Annotated in this window: 18 protein-coding genes; 6 read left to right on the top strand and 12 right to left on the bottom strand. The window is 70.7% G+C overall.

The window, feature by feature from the left end:
* Positions 1 to 10: 10 nt before the first annotated feature.
* The 3 genes from AB0L64_RS35555 to AB0L64_RS35545 form a co-directional block, all read right to left on the bottom strand.
* Entirely contained in the window at positions 11 to 403 is a 393-nt protein-coding gene (locus AB0L64_RS35555) for a hypothetical protein (protein WP_363717387.1), read from the bottom strand.
* A 355-nt stretch (positions 404 to 758) separates the two neighbouring features.
* Positions 759 to 1,547: an ATP-binding cassette domain-containing protein gene (locus tag AB0L64_RS35550; RefSeq protein WP_363717386.1), complete on the bottom strand. Its 789-nt coding sequence runs from the start codon at positions 1,545 to 1,547 to the stop codon at positions 759 to 761.
* A complete protein-coding gene (locus tag AB0L64_RS35545; protein WP_363717385.1) occupies positions 1,535 to 2,863 on the bottom strand; it encodes a 2-isopropylmalate synthase in 1,329 nt (442 codons plus the stop codon). Before AB0L64_RS35545 ends, AB0L64_RS35550 begins: the two co-directional genes overlap by 13 nt.
* Before the next feature lie 188 nt (positions 2,864 to 3,051).
* Between AB0L64_RS35545 and AB0L64_RS35540 the strand changes: the two genes are divergently transcribed.
* Complete coding sequence (locus AB0L64_RS35540; protein ID WP_363717384.1) at positions 3,052 to 3,720, top strand: FadR/GntR family transcriptional regulator; 669 nt, start codon at positions 3,052 to 3,054, stop codon at positions 3,718 to 3,720.
* Here AB0L64_RS35540 and AB0L64_RS35535 read toward each other — a convergent pair.
* The 3 genes from AB0L64_RS35535 to glpX are packed head-to-tail and all read right to left on the bottom strand — an operon-like array spanning position 3,717 to position 6,165.
* Entirely contained in the window at positions 3,717 to 4,187 is a 471-nt protein-coding gene (locus AB0L64_RS35535) for a hypothetical protein (protein WP_363717383.1), read from the bottom strand. The genes AB0L64_RS35540 and AB0L64_RS35535 overlap by 4 nt on opposite strands.
* 2 nt (positions 4,188 to 4,189) lie before the next feature.
* Positions 4,190 to 5,134, bottom strand: coding sequence for a carbohydrate kinase (locus AB0L64_RS35530; protein ID WP_363717382.1), 945 nt, complete (start codon positions 5,132 to 5,134; stop codon positions 4,190 to 4,192).
* Positions 5,131 to 6,165 (bottom strand): class II fructose-bisphosphatase, encoded by a 1,035-nt coding sequence (gene glpX, locus AB0L64_RS35525; protein WP_363717381.1) that lies wholly within the window; start codon positions 6,163 to 6,165, stop codon positions 5,131 to 5,133. Before glpX ends, AB0L64_RS35530 begins: the two co-directional genes overlap by 4 nt.
* 69 nt (positions 6,166 to 6,234) lie before the next feature.
* Here glpX and AB0L64_RS35520 point away from each other — a divergent pair, with 69 nt between their 5' ends.
* Together AB0L64_RS35520 and AB0L64_RS35515 are read left to right on the top strand one after the other, a co-directional pair.
* Positions 6,235 to 6,861 carry a DUF4245 domain-containing protein gene (locus AB0L64_RS35520; RefSeq protein WP_363717380.1) on the top strand — a complete coding sequence of 209 codons (627 nt, stop codon included), beginning with the start codon at positions 6,235 to 6,237 and terminating at the stop codon, positions 6,859 to 6,861.
* Between the two features lie 185 nt (positions 6,862 to 7,046).
* Entirely contained in the window at positions 7,047 to 7,703 is a 657-nt protein-coding gene (locus AB0L64_RS35515) for an NTP transferase domain-containing protein (RefSeq protein ID WP_363717379.1), read from the top strand.
* A gap of 111 nt (positions 7,704 to 7,814) precedes the next feature.
* On the opposite strand, the gene AB0L64_RS35510 is transcribed toward AB0L64_RS35515, so the two are convergent.
* Together AB0L64_RS35510 and AB0L64_RS35505 are read right to left on the bottom strand one after the other, a co-directional pair.
* The gene (locus AB0L64_RS35510; protein ID WP_355476911.1) at positions 7,815 to 8,135 is read right to left on the bottom strand and encodes a multidrug efflux SMR transporter; all 321 of its coding nucleotides are present in this window, start codon (positions 8,133 to 8,135) and stop codon (positions 7,815 to 7,817) included.
* On the bottom strand, positions 8,135 to 8,734 hold the full coding sequence (locus AB0L64_RS35505; RefSeq protein WP_363717378.1) for a flavodoxin family protein: 600 nt from the start codon (positions 8,732 to 8,734) through the stop codon (positions 8,135 to 8,137). The genes AB0L64_RS35510 and AB0L64_RS35505 overlap by 1 nt, the downstream gene beginning before the upstream one ends.
* A 93-nt stretch (positions 8,735 to 8,827) precedes the next feature.
* Here AB0L64_RS35505 and AB0L64_RS35500 point away from each other — a divergent pair, with 93 nt between their 5' ends.
* Complete coding sequence (locus tag AB0L64_RS35500) at positions 8,828 to 9,403, top strand: helix-turn-helix domain-containing protein (protein ID WP_359926277.1); 576 nt, start codon at positions 8,828 to 8,830, stop codon at positions 9,401 to 9,403.
* On the opposite strand, the gene AB0L64_RS35495 is transcribed toward AB0L64_RS35500, so the two are convergent.
* From AB0L64_RS35495 to xseA, 3 genes are all read right to left on the bottom strand, one after another.
* Positions 9,381 to 9,824, bottom strand: a complete 444-nt coding sequence (locus AB0L64_RS35495) for a GNAT family N-acetyltransferase (protein WP_363717377.1) — start codon at positions 9,822 to 9,824, stop codon at positions 9,381 to 9,383. The two genes, AB0L64_RS35500 and AB0L64_RS35495, sit on opposite strands and share 23 nt — an antisense overlap.
* A gap of 62 nt (positions 9,825 to 9,886) precedes the next feature.
* Positions 9,887 to 10,081, bottom strand: coding sequence for an exodeoxyribonuclease VII small subunit (locus AB0L64_RS35490; RefSeq protein WP_363717445.1), 195 nt, complete (start codon positions 10,079 to 10,081; stop codon positions 9,887 to 9,889).
* Between the two features lie 17 nt (positions 10,082 to 10,098).
* Positions 10,099 to 11,313, bottom strand: coding sequence for an exodeoxyribonuclease VII large subunit (gene xseA, locus AB0L64_RS35485; protein ID WP_355700482.1), 1,215 nt, complete (start codon positions 11,311 to 11,313; stop codon positions 10,099 to 10,101).
* 45 nt (positions 11,314 to 11,358) lie between these two features.
* Between xseA and AB0L64_RS35480 the strand changes: the two genes are divergently transcribed.
* Together AB0L64_RS35480 and AB0L64_RS35475 are read left to right on the top strand one after the other, a co-directional pair.
* The gene (locus AB0L64_RS35480; RefSeq protein WP_363717376.1) at positions 11,359 to 11,868 is read left to right on the top strand and encodes an HAD domain-containing protein; all 510 of its coding nucleotides are present in this window, start codon (positions 11,359 to 11,361) and stop codon (positions 11,866 to 11,868) included.
* 113 nt (positions 11,869 to 11,981) lie between these two features.
* Positions 11,982 to 13,022, top strand: a complete 1,041-nt coding sequence (locus AB0L64_RS35475; protein WP_363717375.1) for a 4-hydroxy-3-methylbut-2-enyl diphosphate reductase — start codon at positions 11,982 to 11,984, stop codon at positions 13,020 to 13,022.
* A 1-nt stretch (position 13,023) separates the two neighbouring features.
* Here AB0L64_RS35475 and AB0L64_RS35470 read toward each other — a convergent pair whose 3' ends face one another.
* Positions 13,024 to 13,851: a hypothetical protein gene (locus tag AB0L64_RS35470; protein ID WP_363717374.1), complete on the bottom strand. Its 828-nt coding sequence runs from the start codon at positions 13,849 to 13,851 to the stop codon at positions 13,024 to 13,026.

Here is a 13,851-nt window from a genome sequence, read left to right as displayed (position 1 = left end):
CCGGCGCCGGCTAGGAACCCGGAGCCGAGCGCTGCTCGTCGAGCAGTTCGCCGAGCCACAGGCGGAAGGCCGACAGGTCGTTGACGTGCTGCTGGGTGAGGACGAGGTTCTTCGCCCAGACGTTCTTCGGCTGCACCGGCAGCTGCCGCGCCAGCTTCGGCCCGGCCACGAAACCGATCGACCCGATCTCGCTCCATGCCATGAACCGCCGGTGTCCGACGTGGATCCCCCGGTGGTCGACGACGACGACCGGGCGTTGCGAGACGAGCTGCCAGACGATCATGGCCGCGATGCCGACGTACCCCACGATGATCAGGTAGGCCAGGTACCGCCAGGCGTTGTCGTCGAGCATGTTCGGCAGCCGGCTCGAACTGAAGGCCGCGAAGGCCAGCACCGGCAGCATCGGGAACTGTATGAACGACCACCGGCGCAGGGGGAACTCAACGCGCCCGTTCCGGTGCCACTCGACCATCCACGCCTCAGGCAGGCGTTCACCCATGACGCTCATCTCGCCGCCCCCGCCCTCACAACTCCACCCCGGAGCAGAACCAACTGTAATGCACCACGCTTGGCGCATGCGGCGACTTGGCGGGGCCGCTGACCTGGGCTTTCGTCCGAGGTCCGGCGGCGGCGTACGCGCCGTCGTCGGTATTCTCTGGGTCCGCGGCGTGACACCGTCCGAGGTGGCGACAGGTACGAAACCGGCCGCCACCGCGCCTTCCGGACGGGGCAGCGCCGCACCCCCGCGCTCGGCCTGCTCAGTGGTGCCGGGTACCTCGTCGGGCGGTGGCGGTCCAGCGCCCGTCGTGGCGGTTGATCTCGATCGGATGGTCGAACGTCTGCGAGATGCGATCCGTCGTGAGTACGTCGTCAGCCGGCCCCGCGGACAGGACCCGGCCGTCGCGGAGCAGCGCGGCGTGCGTCGTACAGGTCGGAAGCTCCTCGAGGTGATGGGTGACCAGGACCCACGCCAGATGCGGGTGGCTGAGGTGGATCTGGTCGAGGGTCTCCAGCAACTGCTCGCGCGCGGCGACGTCCAGGCCGGTCGACGGCTCGTCCAGCAGCAGCAACCGCGGATCCGAGATCAGCGCGCGGGCGATCAGCGCCCGGCCACGCTCACCCTGCGACAGCGTGGTCCACGACGAACCGGCCAGCGCGCCGATCCCGAGCAGGTCGATCAGCTCCAGAGCGCGAGCTTCCTGCGCGGGAGTCGGCTCCCACCGCGGCATCCGCTCGATCGTGCCGGTGAGCCCGGTCAGGACGACGTCCCGGATGCTCGACGGCGACCGCAGCGGGTGCCGTGGATTCACGTGCCCGATGGACTCGCGCAGGGTACGGATGTCGACCGTACCGAGGCGGCGGCCGAGGATCTCGACCGTGCCGCGGGTCGGGTGCGTGACCGCGCCGCACAGGCCGAGCAGCGTGCTCTTGCCCGCGCCGTTCGGCCCGAGCAGCGCCCACCGCTCACCTTCGCCCGCGGTCAGCGACACCCCGGACAGCAACAGCTTGCCGTCCCGGACGAAGTCGACGTCCTTCAGTTCGAGCACCCGTAGACCTCCTCGTACAACGCCTTCAACTCCTCCGCACTCGCTTCCCGCCCGGTCGCGTCGGTGTGCCGCTGCACGTGCCGCGCGAACTCCCGCTCCTGCTCCGGCGACAGGCGGATGCCGTACACAGACTCCAGCACGTGGGCGATCCCGCCTTTGCCGGACTGGCTGTTCACCCGGACGACGGCCTCGTACCCGCGCCCGACATCGGCCGGATCGATCGGCAGATAAGGCACCTCCCACGCACCGGGGCCCTGAACGGCGAACCCCTTCCGGATCGCGTCCTGATGGGTTCCGGAGAAGGCCGTGTAGACGAGCTCCCCCACGTACGGGTGCCGCGGGTGGATCGGCATCCGCGTGCAGTACTCCACCACCGAACGGATCCCGTCGATGTCGGAGAAGTCGATCATCGGATCGACGCCCTGGGCGTGCAGGTTGAGCGCGAGTGTGGCGATGTCGACGTTCCCGGTGCGTTCCCCGTTGCCGAAGACGCAGCCCTCGACGCGTTCCGCCCCGGCCAGCACCGCCAGCTCCGCGCACGCGATCCCGGTGCCGCGGTCGTTGTGCGGATGCACCGACAGGATGACGCCGTCGCGACGCGGCAGGTTCTGGTGCATGTACTCGATCTGGTCGGCGTACACGTTCGGCGTCGCGGCCTCGACCGTGGCGGGCAGGTTCAGGATCACCGGCCGCTCCGGTGTCGCGTCCCACTGCTTGGTGAGGTGGTCCGCCAGCTCGAGCACGTAGTCCGGCTCGGTCAGGTTGTACACCTCGGGCGAGAACTGGAACCGTACGGAGTCCCCGGCCAGCCGCAGGACCTCCTCCGAGCCGGCATAGATCATCTGCGCCAGCTCGTCGCGCGACTTCCGCAGGACGACCTCGCGCCACACCGGCGCGGTGGCGGCGTACATGTGGATGACGACGTCGCCGCGCATCCCCGCGACGGACTCGACGGTCCGCTCGATCAGGTCCTTGCGGGCTGGGGTGAAGACGACGATCGTGACGTCCGGCGGGACGAGATCCGACTCCGCGAGCAGCCGGACGAAGTCGAAGTCGGTCTGCGAGGCCGACGGGTAACCGACCTCGATCTCCTTGTAGCCGATGGCAACCATCAGCTCGAAGAACCGGCGCTTGCGCTGGGGGTCCATCGGGTCGGCCAGGGCCTGGTTGCCGTCCCGCAGGTCGACCGGCACCCAGAGCGGCGCCTGGGTGATCCGGCGGTCGGGCCAGGTGCGGTCGACCGGCGCGACCGGGACCCTGGCGAAGATGTCGCGGTACCGGTGGCTGGGCATGGGGGAGGGTTGCTGACGGTTCATGCGTGGGTCCTTCCAACGAGTCCGGGGAGGACCGGCGGACGACTGCACTCCACGGAGGGAGCGCCGGTCGAATCAGCTCCCGCCGTGGCGGCGGAGGAGGAGGACGAGACGCGGAAGCGAGCGCATGCCGAGCACGCTATCAACTCCTCAGACAAGCTGACAACTCAGCTCCCTCTAGACTGACCGGCATGATTCGCCGTCACCCGCTCGCCGAGCAGGCTGCCGAGGAGCTGTTGCGCCGGATCGGGAGCGGGGAGTGGGCGCTCGGCGCCAAGCTTCCCGGCGAGACCACACTGGCCGCCCAGCTCGGCGTCGGCCGGTCCACGATCCGCGAGGCAGTGCGGGAGCTGGCCGGCCGCCGGGTGCTGGAGAGCCGCCAGGGCGCGGGCGTGTTCGTGATCGCGCTGCAGGCCGCCGAGGACTGGGACAAGGTTCTGCGCAAGGCGGACATCACCGACGTCCTGGAGGGCCGGCTCGCGATCGAGACCGAGGCCGCCCGGCTGGCCGCGTCCCGCCGGACGCCGGCGGACCTGAAGAACTTCCGCTACACGCTCGCGGACCGCAAACGGGCGGCCGTGAACGCGCCCGACGACTGGTACATCGAGGCCGACCTCGCGTTCCACCGCGCGGTCGTGACGGCCGCGCACAACGCCGTTCTGACCGAGCTCTTCGACACGTTCGTGCCGCGGATCAGGCGGGCGATGATCGACATGCTCAAGCTCGACGAGGAACACCGGCACCGGCACGACCAGGCCGCCCACGAGGCGATCGCGGACGCGATCCGCGCCAAGGACCCGGACCTGGCGGCGGCCCGCTCCCGCGAACACCTGGCCGCCGTCCGCAGCTCGGTCAACTAGCCGCGGTGCTGCTCGTGGAGTGAGCGCAGCCAGGGGGTGAGGGCGTCCAGGTCCTCGACGTTGTCCTGCGGGATCGAGATCGGCCGGGTACGCCGGTCGGCCGGGTTGATCTGGATTGCGCGCGCCAACGGCCAGCCGGCGGGCTCGTCGATGCTCGTGATGCCCGACCACCGCAGGCTACGGCCCCTGGTGATGCCCTCGGCGTCGACCGTGATGACCGGGCGGTTCGTGATCAGCTGCCACGCGGTCAGACCGGTGCCGTACACGAACGCCGCGAGCGCGGTCAGCCGCAGGACCCCGAGGGCGCCTGAGATGCCGTCCGCGCGCAGATGGTCGATGTTCGTCCACGCCGACAGCACCATCAGCAGGCCGAACCCGGCCAGGCGCACCGCCAGCCGGCCGCGGCGCGGTCGGAAATCCACACTGCCGTTGGACTCCAGCTCGGCGGTCCACGCTTCGGCGGACACCCTCAGGAACCCCACTTCTCCGTGTGCTCGGCCACGGTCGGCGGGTCGGCGCCGTGGCGGGTGCAGGTGATCGCCGCCGCCTTCACCGCGTAGTCCACGACCTCCCGCAGCTCCTCGGCGGTCATCCCGGCCAGCCGCCGCCCGCCGAGCAGCCCGCGGGTGAGCAGCCCGGTGATCAGGGCCGCCATCAGCGAGTCGCCGGCGCCGACGGTGTCGACCACCTCGATCGGCGGCGCGGGAACCTCGACCCGCAGGCCCCGGCCGACGCCCAGCGCGCCGCTGCCGCCGCGGGTGATCACCACGCACTGCGTCCGCTCGGCCGTCAGCAGCTCCGCCGCGATGTCGTCGAGCGAGACACCGGGACGGAAGAACGCGCAGTCCTCGTCGCTCAGCTTCACCAGGTCGGACAGCGCCGCGAGCTCGCGGACGGCGGCCCAGGCCGGCACCGGGTCGGGAGTGATCGCCGGCCGTGCGTTCGGGTCCAGCGTGACCGTCACGGGCTGGTCGGCCACCGTCTTCAGGAAATCGCGGATCGCGGTCGCCCCGGGCTCGAGCATCATCGCGATCGACCCGGTGTGGATCGCCGGGCAGCCGCGGGTCAGCGACAGCGCCGGCGGATCCCAGGTCATGTCGAACTTGTAGCTGGCTACCCCGTCGGCGTCCAAGGTCGCGGTCGCGGTGCTCGTCCGGACCCCGGGATCGACTGTCCCGGGCGCGAGCTGGACACCGTTCCCGAACAGGTGCGCGCCGAGCAGGTCGCCGTACGGATCGGTGCCGAAGCGGGCCACGAGCTCGGTCGGCACGCCCATCCGGGCCAGCCCGACGGCGACGTTCGCGGCGAACCCGCCGGGGATCGCCTTCGGCTTGCCGTTGCCGTTGCGGAACTTCCCGGCGGTGCCGACGATGTCCACGAGAGCCTCGCCGATGACGAGGACGGGTGTGCTCATCGGGCGTGCTCGAAGTCGATGGCGGAGTAGGCGCGCAGCTTCTCCAGTTGGTGGACGCTCTCGATGCTGCGGATCGTGCCGCTGCGCGAGCGCATCACGAGCGAGTGGGTGCGCGCGGTGGAGCGTCCGTAGCGGACGCCGCGGAGCAGCTCGCCGTCGGTGATCCCGGTCGCGACGAAGAAGCAGTCGTCGCCGCTGACCAGGTCGTCGGTGTCCAGCACCCGGTCCAGGTCGTGGCCGGCGTCCAGCGCCTTCTGCCGCTCGGCGTCGTCGCGCGGCCACAGCTTGCCCTGGATCTTCCCGCCGAGGCACTTCATCGCGCAGGCGGCGATGATGCCTTCCGGCGTACCGCCGATGCCGAGCAGCATGTCCAGACCGGTGTCCGGCCGGGCTGCCTCGACCGCGCCGGCCACGTCGCCGTCGGAGATGAACTTGATCCGCGCGCCGGTGGCCCGGATCTGCGTCGCCAGCTGCTCGTGCCGCGGCCGGTCGAGCAGGACGACCGTGACGTCGTCGACCGTGCTGCCCTTCGCCTTCGCGACCCGGCGGATGTTCTCCGCGACCGGCAGCCGGATGTCGACCACCTCGGCCGCCTCCGGACCGACGACGAGCTTCTCCATGTAGAAGACCGCGGACGGGTCGTACATCGAGTTCCGCGGCGAGACCGCCATCACCGCGATGCCGTTGGCCATGCCCTTCGCCACCAGCGTCGTACCGTCGACCGGGTCCACCGCCACGTCGCACTCCGGGCCTTCACCGGAGCCGACCTGCTCGCCGTTGTACAGCATCGGGGCGTTGTCCTTCTCGCCCTCGCCGATCACCACGACGCCGTTCATACCGACAGTGCCGATCAGCGTACGCATCGCGTTCACCGCCGCGCCGTCGGCGCCGTTCTTGTCGCCGCGGCCGACCCAGCGCCCGGCCGCCATCGCGGCGGCCTCGGTGACCCGGACCAGTTCGAGGGCGAGGTTCCGGTCGGGCGCGTGCGCCTCGACCTCCAAGTGGGCAGGTGGCGTGGTCGGGTCGGTCATGTCAACGGATCGTAGCCAACGCCCCCGGCCGGTGTTCGGGCGGATTGCGCGTCGCGAGACACTGTGGGCATGAGTTCGACAGGTCAGGGAGCCTCCGACGACGCCGCGGCGCTGGAGAAGGCGCGGGAGCGGGCGCAGATCCGGGCCGAGGCGGACGAGTACCGGCAGGCGTACCGGCGGGACAAGCGCAAGTCGCAGACCGTCGGGAACATGGTCTTCGCGCTGGTGATCTGCCTCGCGGTGGTCGCGTTCCTGATCACCGTGACCTGGCGGCCGAAGACCGAGGAGAAGCCCAACGCCGTGTCGTACACGGCCCAACTGGAGGACGCCCGGAAGGCCGCCGCCTGGGTGCGCGGGCCGGAGCCGATGCCGTCCGGGTGGACCGCGACCAGCGTTGAATTCCGTACGCCGCAGCAGGCGCCGATCACCTGGCACCTCGGGGTCGTGACGACCGAGAAGAAATACGTCGGTCTCGAGCAGTCGAATGTCAGCGGCGGGAAATTCGTCTCCGACAAGCTCGGCCGGACGTCGGACGACGGCACCGCGACGGTCGCCGGTGTCACCTGGCAGCGCAAGGTGCTGCTCGACCGCAAGAACGAGAACGCCTTGATCCTGGTAGGTTCCGGGGTGACGACGATCGTCGCCGGAAATGCCGGATATCCGGCCCTGGAAACGTTCGCAGCCGCGCTGCGCTGATTCCGGCCCGCCCGGCGGGTTCACGGGAATGCCCATTTTCCGGGCAATTCCGACCACTTTCCGGACGCACGTTGACACGCGCCGTCGGCGAGCGGTTCGATCGAAGCTCGGCTTGCGCACACTCGGGGACAGCAGAAGGGGCCGTTCCATGGTCACGCCGTCCCGAGTGGGGAGTTGACCCGCCGATGTTCGTCACGGGGCTCTTGCTGGGTGCCGACAGCGCACCGCAGCTCAGTGCGCCCTGGCAGTTGCTGGACTATCGCGGCGGCACGCTGTTCGGCGCCGCCCTCGACGGCGCGCGGGAGTGCGGGTTCGACCAGCTGGTCGTGACGCTCGGCAGCGCGTCGGAGCAGATCCACGACCGGGTCGACCTCGACGGGGTGCGGGTAGTCGAGTCGCCGCACTCCGACACCGGCAGCGCGTCGATCGTGCCGGCCCTCGACGCGGTCGACCGGCGGGCCGACGGGATCGTCGTCCTCGCCGGTGACCAGCCCGGCATCACCTCGGCCACGGTCTGGTCACTGGTCGCCGAGGCCGCGACCCCGATCGGCGTCTGCCGGTACGACGACGGCGAGAGCTACCCGTGCTGGTTCGGCCGCGAGCTCTTCGGCGAACTCCGCGGCCTGCGCAGCGACGCCGACCTGTGGGGACCGATCGCCGCCGGCGCCCACCCGGTCACCAGAGTCGATGCCATCGGCAACATCCCGCCCCGCGCCAGCACCTGGGCCTCGTACCGCGAACTCCTCGACGGCGGCGCCGGACCCGAAGCGCTCCCCTTCGACACGCATCCGCTCCCGGTCGCCCCCACCACCACCCGGCGTCGGCGCCGCGCCCCGAGCTGACCCCGGCCCGGACGGCCACCACTCATCAACTGCGCCGATGCGGCGGCCCGCCCGCTCAGAACCCGCCGCGGACCGGCGCCGCGAACAGGTTGATGAGTGGTGCAGGTCCGCCTACTCGGCGCCGGCCAGGCGGAGACCGACGATGCCGACGACGATCAGGGCGATGCAGGCCAGGCGGGTCGGGGTGACGGGCTCGTGGAAGACGACGATGCCCAGCGTCACCACGCCGACCGAGCCGATCCCGGTCCAGATCGCGTACGCGGTGCCGACCGGGAGGCGGTCGAGGGTCTTGGCCAGCAGGGCGACCGAGATCACGCCGAACACGAGCACGCCGAGCGTCGGCCACAGGCGGCTGAAGCCCTCGCTCGGTTTCAGGCTGAGCGCGAACGCGATCTCGAACGCCGCCGCGGCGAGCAGGATGAGCCATGCCATCAGGCCGCCAGTGCTCCTCTCAGGTGCCGGTGGGTGACAGTGGCGACCCGCGCGCCGAGCGCGGCCGCGGTCCGGAGGTCCGTCGCCGGCGGCGCCTTCTCCGCGGACAGATCCGCGTCGGACTGCGCCATCGCGCCCAGCCAGCTGCCGAGCCGGTTGAGGTCCTCGATGCTCGCGGTGCTCTCCGCCCAGCCCGGGTAGACGTCCAGGCCGACCCAGATCATCCCGTGCTGCGCGGCGAACACGGCCAGGTCGACCAGGCTGTTGAGCTTGTCGCCGGACATCGCCTTGGAGTTGGTGAACCCGGCCGCGATCTTGTCCCGCCAGGCGAGGTCGGCCGCCCAGATCCGCACGCTCTCCTCGGCGAACTTCTTGAACACCCAGCTCGGGCTCCCCATGTACGTCGGCGCGCCGAAGATGATCGCGTCCGCGGCGGTCAGCCGCTCCCACACCTGCTCGGTCAGCTCGTCCAGCGGCACGAGGTCGGTCGCGGTGCCCGGAACCGACGCGGCGCCGGCGGCCACCGCCTCGGCCTGCTTCGCGGTGTGCCCGTAGCCCGAGTGGTAGGCGATCGCGATCCGGGCGTGCGTGTTGGTCATGTCTGCTTCCTCCAGGGTCTTTAGCGGACTACAGTCCGTCTTATGAACGACAATACCGGACCGCAGTCCGCTTCACAACGGAGTCTTCCGGTCGTGGGGGAGCCACGGCCGGAACGGGCCGACGCGCGCCGCAACCGGCTCCGTGTGCTGGAGGCCGCCGAGCGCTTGTTCACCGAGCACGGGGTGAAGAACGTCTCGCTGGACGCGATCGCCGCGGAGGCGGGCGTGGGGAAGGGAACCGTGTTCCGCCGGTTCGGCGATCGCGCGGGCTTGGCGGTCGCGCTGCTCGACGAGCGCGAGCAGGAGTTGCAGGCGAAGATCATCAGCGGCCCGCCGCCGCTCGGGCCGGGCACGTCACCGGTGCTGCGGGTGACGGCCTTCCTCGACGCCTACCTGGATCTGCTCGACCGGCACGTCGCGCTGTTCATGGACAGCGAGAACGCCTCGGACGGCGCGCGCTACCGCATCGGTTCGTACCATCTCTGGCACCGCCACCTGTCCCACCTGATCGAGTCCGCCCGCCCGGACCTGGACGCGGACTACACGGCGCACGTGGTGCTCGCGCCGCTGGCGGCCGACCTGCACAACGCCCTTCGCGAGCAGGGGTACGAGCTCGACCGGATGAAGGCCGGCCTTCGGGCGGTGGCTACAGGCTTGCTGTCAGCCTGATCTCGGGCAGGTTGTCCAGCGAGGAGTGCGTCCGGTCGGCTGTCTCGGTGAAGCCGTAGCGCTTGTAGAAGCGGCGGGCGCGGATGTTTGCCTCGAGCACCCACAGTTGGACGACGGTGCAGCCCGCGGCGCGGAGGTCGGCGCACGCGGCGTCGGTCAGGGCGCGGCCGGCGCCTGTCCCCCAGTGATCGGGGTGGACGAACAGCGCGTACAGCTCGCCCGTGGTCGGTGGGGCTGCCTGATCACGCTCCGGGCCGACGCCGGCGTACCCGATCACACGCTTGTCGTGGACCGCCACATGGATCCGGGAGCGGCCGGCGGCGATGCTGTCCGCCCAGGAAGCGGCGATCGAGGCCGGGTCCATCCGGTCGAGGAAGTCCTGCGGGACGAGGCCGGTGAAGGCTCCGCGCCAACTCGCCACCCGCGCCTCGGCGGCGCCCAGAAGGTCGCCCGGGCGGGCCGGGTGCGTTGTCAGCCGGCTGTTCAGTCGGCCTTCTCCTCGTGTGCGGCTTGGGCCTTGGTGAGGCGCTCGCGGGCGCCGTCGAGCCAGCGCTGGCAGGTGCCGGCGAGCTCCTCGCCGCGCTCCCACAGCGCCAGCGACTCCTCCAGGCTGGTGCCGCCGGCTTCGAGCTTGCGGACCACGTCGACGAGTTCCTCGCGGGCCTGCTCGTAGGTCATCTCGGGTCGGTCGCCGCTCACTTGTCTTCCTCCGTCTTGACTTCGACCGCGAAGCGGCCGTCACTGACCCGCGCCTGCAGCAGGTCACCCGGCGCCACCTGCGCCACTTCCCGTACGGCGGTCCCGTCGGCCAGCTGCAGCACGGAATACCCGCGCTCGAGTGTCGCCTTCGGGGACAGCGCCCGCACACTCGCCAACCGGTGCGCGATGTCGTCGCTCGCGCGATCGAGCCGATGCGTGAGCGTCCGCCGGTTGCGCTCGACCAGGGCCGCGATCTCGTCCGCGCGCCGCTGCAGGTCCGTGACGGGCGCGGCGAGCGCCGGCCGTGACCGGATCGCCGCCAGCGCATGCGACTCGCGATCCAGCCAGGACCGGATCGCCCGCAGGCCGCGCTCGCGCAGCAGCCGCACGCCGTCCAGCTCTTCCCGCACGTCGGGGACGATGCGCTTCGCCGCGTCGGTCGGCGTCGACGCGCGCAGGTCCGCGACCAGGTCGAGCAGCGGCGAGTCCGGCTCGTGCCCGATCGCGCTCACCACCGGCGTGCCCGTCTTGGACACCGCGCGGATCAGGCCCTCGTCGGAGAACGGCAGCAGATCCTCCAGGGATCCGCCGCCGCGGGCGATCACGATCACCTCGACCGACTCGTCCGCGTCGAGCTTGCGCAGCGCGGTCATCACCTCGCCGGCCGCCGACGGGCCCTGGACCGACGCATACTCGATCCGGAACGCGACCGCCGGCCAGCGGCGCTTGGCGTTCTCCAGGACGTCGCGCTCGGCCGCCGAGTCGCGCCCGCAGATCAGCCCGATCGTGTGCGGCAGGAACGGCAGTTTCTTCTTCCGGTACGGCTCGAAGAGGCCCTCGGCGCCGAGCAGTTGCTTGAGTCGCTCGATCCGGGCCAGCAGCTCACCGATGCCGACGTGGCGGATCTCGCTGACCGCGAGCGCGAGGGTGCCGCGGCGGGCGAAGAAGTTCGGCTTGGCATGCACCAGCACCCGCGAACCGTCCCGGACGTCGACGGTCTCGAACACGCGCCGGTTGCAGGTGAAGCGCAGCGAGATGTCGGCGTCGGTGTCGCGCAGCGTGCCGAACACCGTCGTCGTACCCCGGCCGATCGAGACGTCCGTCAGCTGCCCCTCGACCCACACGGCACCGAGCTGGTTGATCCAGCTCGCGATCCCGTTCGCGATCGTGCGCACGGCCGCCGGCGCTTCCGGCGAGGTCTCCAAAGCCACTCCCAGACCCTACGACCCCGCACCGACATTCCCTAACGTTGAGTAATGCGCCCCCTCCTGCTGCTGGATTTCGACGGCCCCCTGAATCCGCACCGCGCGGAGCAGGCGCCACCGGGCTACCGGCCGCGGGAGATCGTCGAGGGCGAGAAGACCTGGCGCGTGCTGATCGCTCCGCGCCACGGCGCCGAATTGGCAGCGCTCGCCGGCAGCTTCGACCTGGTCTGGGCGACCAGTTGGGAGCACGGCGCGAATCGACTGCTGTCGCCGTTGCTCGGGCTTCCGTCGGATCTTCCGACGATCCTGTGGCCCGATCGCACGCCGGTCCGGCGCGGTTCGTGGAAAACGCCGTACGTCGCGGACTGGGTGGGCGATCGGCCGTTCGCCTGGGTGGACGACGAGGTGGGGGAGGCCGAGAACGTCCGGTTTTCCGGTGCGCACCAGCTGATCCGGCCGGTCGACGCGCGGGTCGGGCTCACCGGCGCCGACTTCGCGGCGCTGCGTACGTGGGCGACCGGAAAATCCTTTGCGGGGAAGGTGTTTCCGGGGCACTCTTGACTCATCGGTAACACCTCCCACGGAGGAGCCGTCCGGACAGGGCGGACGGCTCCCCGACGTGTATCCGGCGCGCATCCGGCGTGCATCAGGAGCAGTTCGAGGCGGCCCGTACCATGGGGACCGTGACTTCCCAGCCTGACGACACCGGTACGACGACCGCGACCAAGACCAAGCGGGTGCTGCTTGCGGCCCCCCGCGGGTACTGCGCGGGCGTCGACCGGGCCGTGGTGGCGGTGGAGAAGGCCCTCGACCTGTACGGGCCGCCGGTGTACGTGCGCAAGGAGATCGTGCACAACAAGTACGTCGTGCAGACGCTGCAGAAGCGCGGCGCGATCTTCGTCGACGAGACCGCCGAGGTGCCCGAGGGCGAGACGGTGATCTTCTCCGCACACGGGGTCGCCCCGGTCGTGCACGAGGAGGCGGCCGCGCGGCAACTGAAGACGATCGACGCGACCTGCCCGCTGGTCACCAAGGTGCACCACGAGGCGAAGCGGTTCGCCGCGACCGACTACGACATCCTGCTGATCGGCCACGAGGGCCACGAGGAGGTCATCGGCACCTCCGGCGAGGCGCCCGACCACGTACACCTCGTCGACGGCCCCGACGACGTACCCAACGTCACCGTCCGTGACCCCGAGAAGGTCGTCTGGCTGTCCCAGACCACGCTGTCCGTGGACGAGACGATGGAGACCGTACGGCGCCTGCGCGAGCGGTTCCCGCACCTGCAGGACCCGCCGAGCGACGACATCTGCTACGCCACCCAGAACCGCCAGGCCGCGGTCAAGAAGCTGGCGCCCGAGGCGGACCTGATGCTCGTCGTCGGCTCCCGCAACTCGTCGAACTCGGTGCGCCTGGTCGAGGTCGCGATCGAGCACGGTGCGAAGGCCGGCTACCTGGTCGACTTCGCCGACGAGATCGACGAGGCCTGGCTGGCGGGCGTCGACTCGGTCGGCGTGAGCAGTGGTGCGAGCGTGCCGGAGGTGCTCGTCCGCGACGTCCTGCGCTGGCTGGCCGAGCGCGGGTACGCCGAGGTCCAGGAGGTCACGACCGCGGAGGAGAGCCTGACGTTCGCTCTCCCGCGCGACCTCCGCACCGACCTGAAGGCGGCCGGCCTCCCCACCACCGGCACCTCCGACCACGCCTGGACCATCTGACCTACTTGATCGTCACCTTCGTGGATTTGGTCACCGGCACCCAGCCGTCGGTGCCGCAGTACCGGACCGTGTACTTGAACGTGTAGGTGCCTGCCATCGCGTACGTGTGGGTGCTGGGCGGCGTGGACCCGTCCTGCAGTGTGTAGGTCTGCCGTCCGGTCGTCGGCTTCGTGCCGCTCAGGCAGTCCACCGCGCCGGCGTCGGAGCCGCTCTGGCCGCCGTCGCCGAAGAAGTACTGCGTGCCACCCAGAAGGTCGAGGAAGGTGGTCTGCGAGGTCGAGAGCGGCCGGTGGTTGATGAGATCCGTCGGCACCAACGCGGTTCCCGAAACGGTCACCTTCATGGTCAGGGTCCGCCCCTGAACGGTCGGCTTCAGCGTGACCTGTACTCCGAGCGTCGGGGCATCCGGTGTGTTCGAGGTGTGGTTGGCGACAGGCGGCGGGGTATTCGTCGTGCGCGCGGCCCCGGTCACACCCGACGTCGCCGGTTTCGTCGCGGTGGTGCCCGGCGCGGCGGGTGGTGTGCTGGTCTGCGTGTTCGGCGGGGTGTTCGACGGGGTGCTCGTCGGTGTGGCGGTGGGTGGCCCGGTGACGACCGTGGACGGTGCGCTCGGGGTGTTGGTCACCGGCGGGCTGCTGTTGATGTCCGTGAGGTTGCCCGCGGCAACGGCGACGGCGACGACGGCCGCCGCGGCCAGGGTCACGACGCCGGCGGTACGACGGCGGCGCGCCGTACGGACCCGGGCGAACACGGATTCGCTCGGCCGCGCGCCGAGCGGCGGCGGGTCGGCGACGAGGCGTTCGAACTGCTGCTTGAGATCATCGGTCAT

This window comes from Kribbella sp. NPDC051936 (assembly GCF_040680955.1).
Taxonomy (GTDB): domain Bacteria; phylum Actinomycetota; class Actinomycetes; order Propionibacteriales; family Kribbellaceae; genus Kribbella.
Note: the sequence above shows the minus strand (reverse complement) of the source record. Positions and strands in the feature narration are given on the sequence as shown.

Bases quoted from the DNA above. Each gene is read 5' to 3' on its own strand.
- AB0L64_RS35505 (WP_363717378.1), bottom strand. From the start codon at position 8,734: ATGACCAACACGCACGCCCGGATCGCGATCGCCTACCACTCGGGCTAC.
- AB0L64_RS35520 (WP_363717380.1), top strand. From the start codon at position 6,235: ATGAGTTCGACAGGTCAGGGAGCCTCCGACGACGCCGCGGCGCTGGAG.
- AB0L64_RS35470 (WP_363717374.1), bottom strand. From the start codon at position 13,851: ATGACCGATGATCTCAAGCAGCAGTTCGAACGCCTCGTCGCCGACCCG.
- AB0L64_RS35555 (WP_363717387.1), bottom strand. From the start codon at position 403: ATGCTGCCGGTGCTGGCCTTCGCGGCCTTCAGTTCGAGCCGGCTGCCG.
- AB0L64_RS35540 (WP_363717384.1), top strand. From the start codon at position 3,052: ATGATTCGCCGTCACCCGCTCGCCGAGCAGGCTGCCGAGGAGCTGTTG.
- AB0L64_RS35490 (WP_363717445.1), bottom strand. From the start codon at position 10,081: ATGACCTACGAGCAGGCCCGCGAGGAACTCGTCGACGTGGTCCGCAAG.
- AB0L64_RS35510 (WP_355476911.1), bottom strand. From the start codon at position 8,135: ATGGCATGGCTCATCCTGCTCGCCGCGGCGGCGTTCGAGATCGCGTTC.
- AB0L64_RS35515 (WP_363717379.1), top strand. From the start codon at position 7,047: ATGTTCGTCACGGGGCTCTTGCTGGGTGCCGACAGCGCACCGCAGCTC.
- AB0L64_RS35545 (WP_363717385.1), bottom strand. From the start codon at position 2,863: ATGAACCGTCAGCAACCCTCCCCCATGCCCAGCCACCGGTACCGCGAC.
- AB0L64_RS35475 (WP_363717375.1), top strand. From the start codon at position 11,982: ATGGGGACCGTGACTTCCCAGCCTGACGACACCGGTACGACGACCGCG.
- glpX (WP_363717381.1), bottom strand. From the start codon at position 6,165: ATGACCGACCCGACCACGCCACCTGCCCACTTGGAGGTCGAGGCGCAC.
- AB0L64_RS35530 (WP_363717382.1), bottom strand. From the start codon at position 5,134: ATGAGCACACCCGTCCTCGTCATCGGCGAGGCTCTCGTGGACATCGTC.
- AB0L64_RS35480 (WP_363717376.1), top strand. From the start codon at position 11,359: ATGCGCCCCCTCCTGCTGCTGGATTTCGACGGCCCCCTGAATCCGCAC.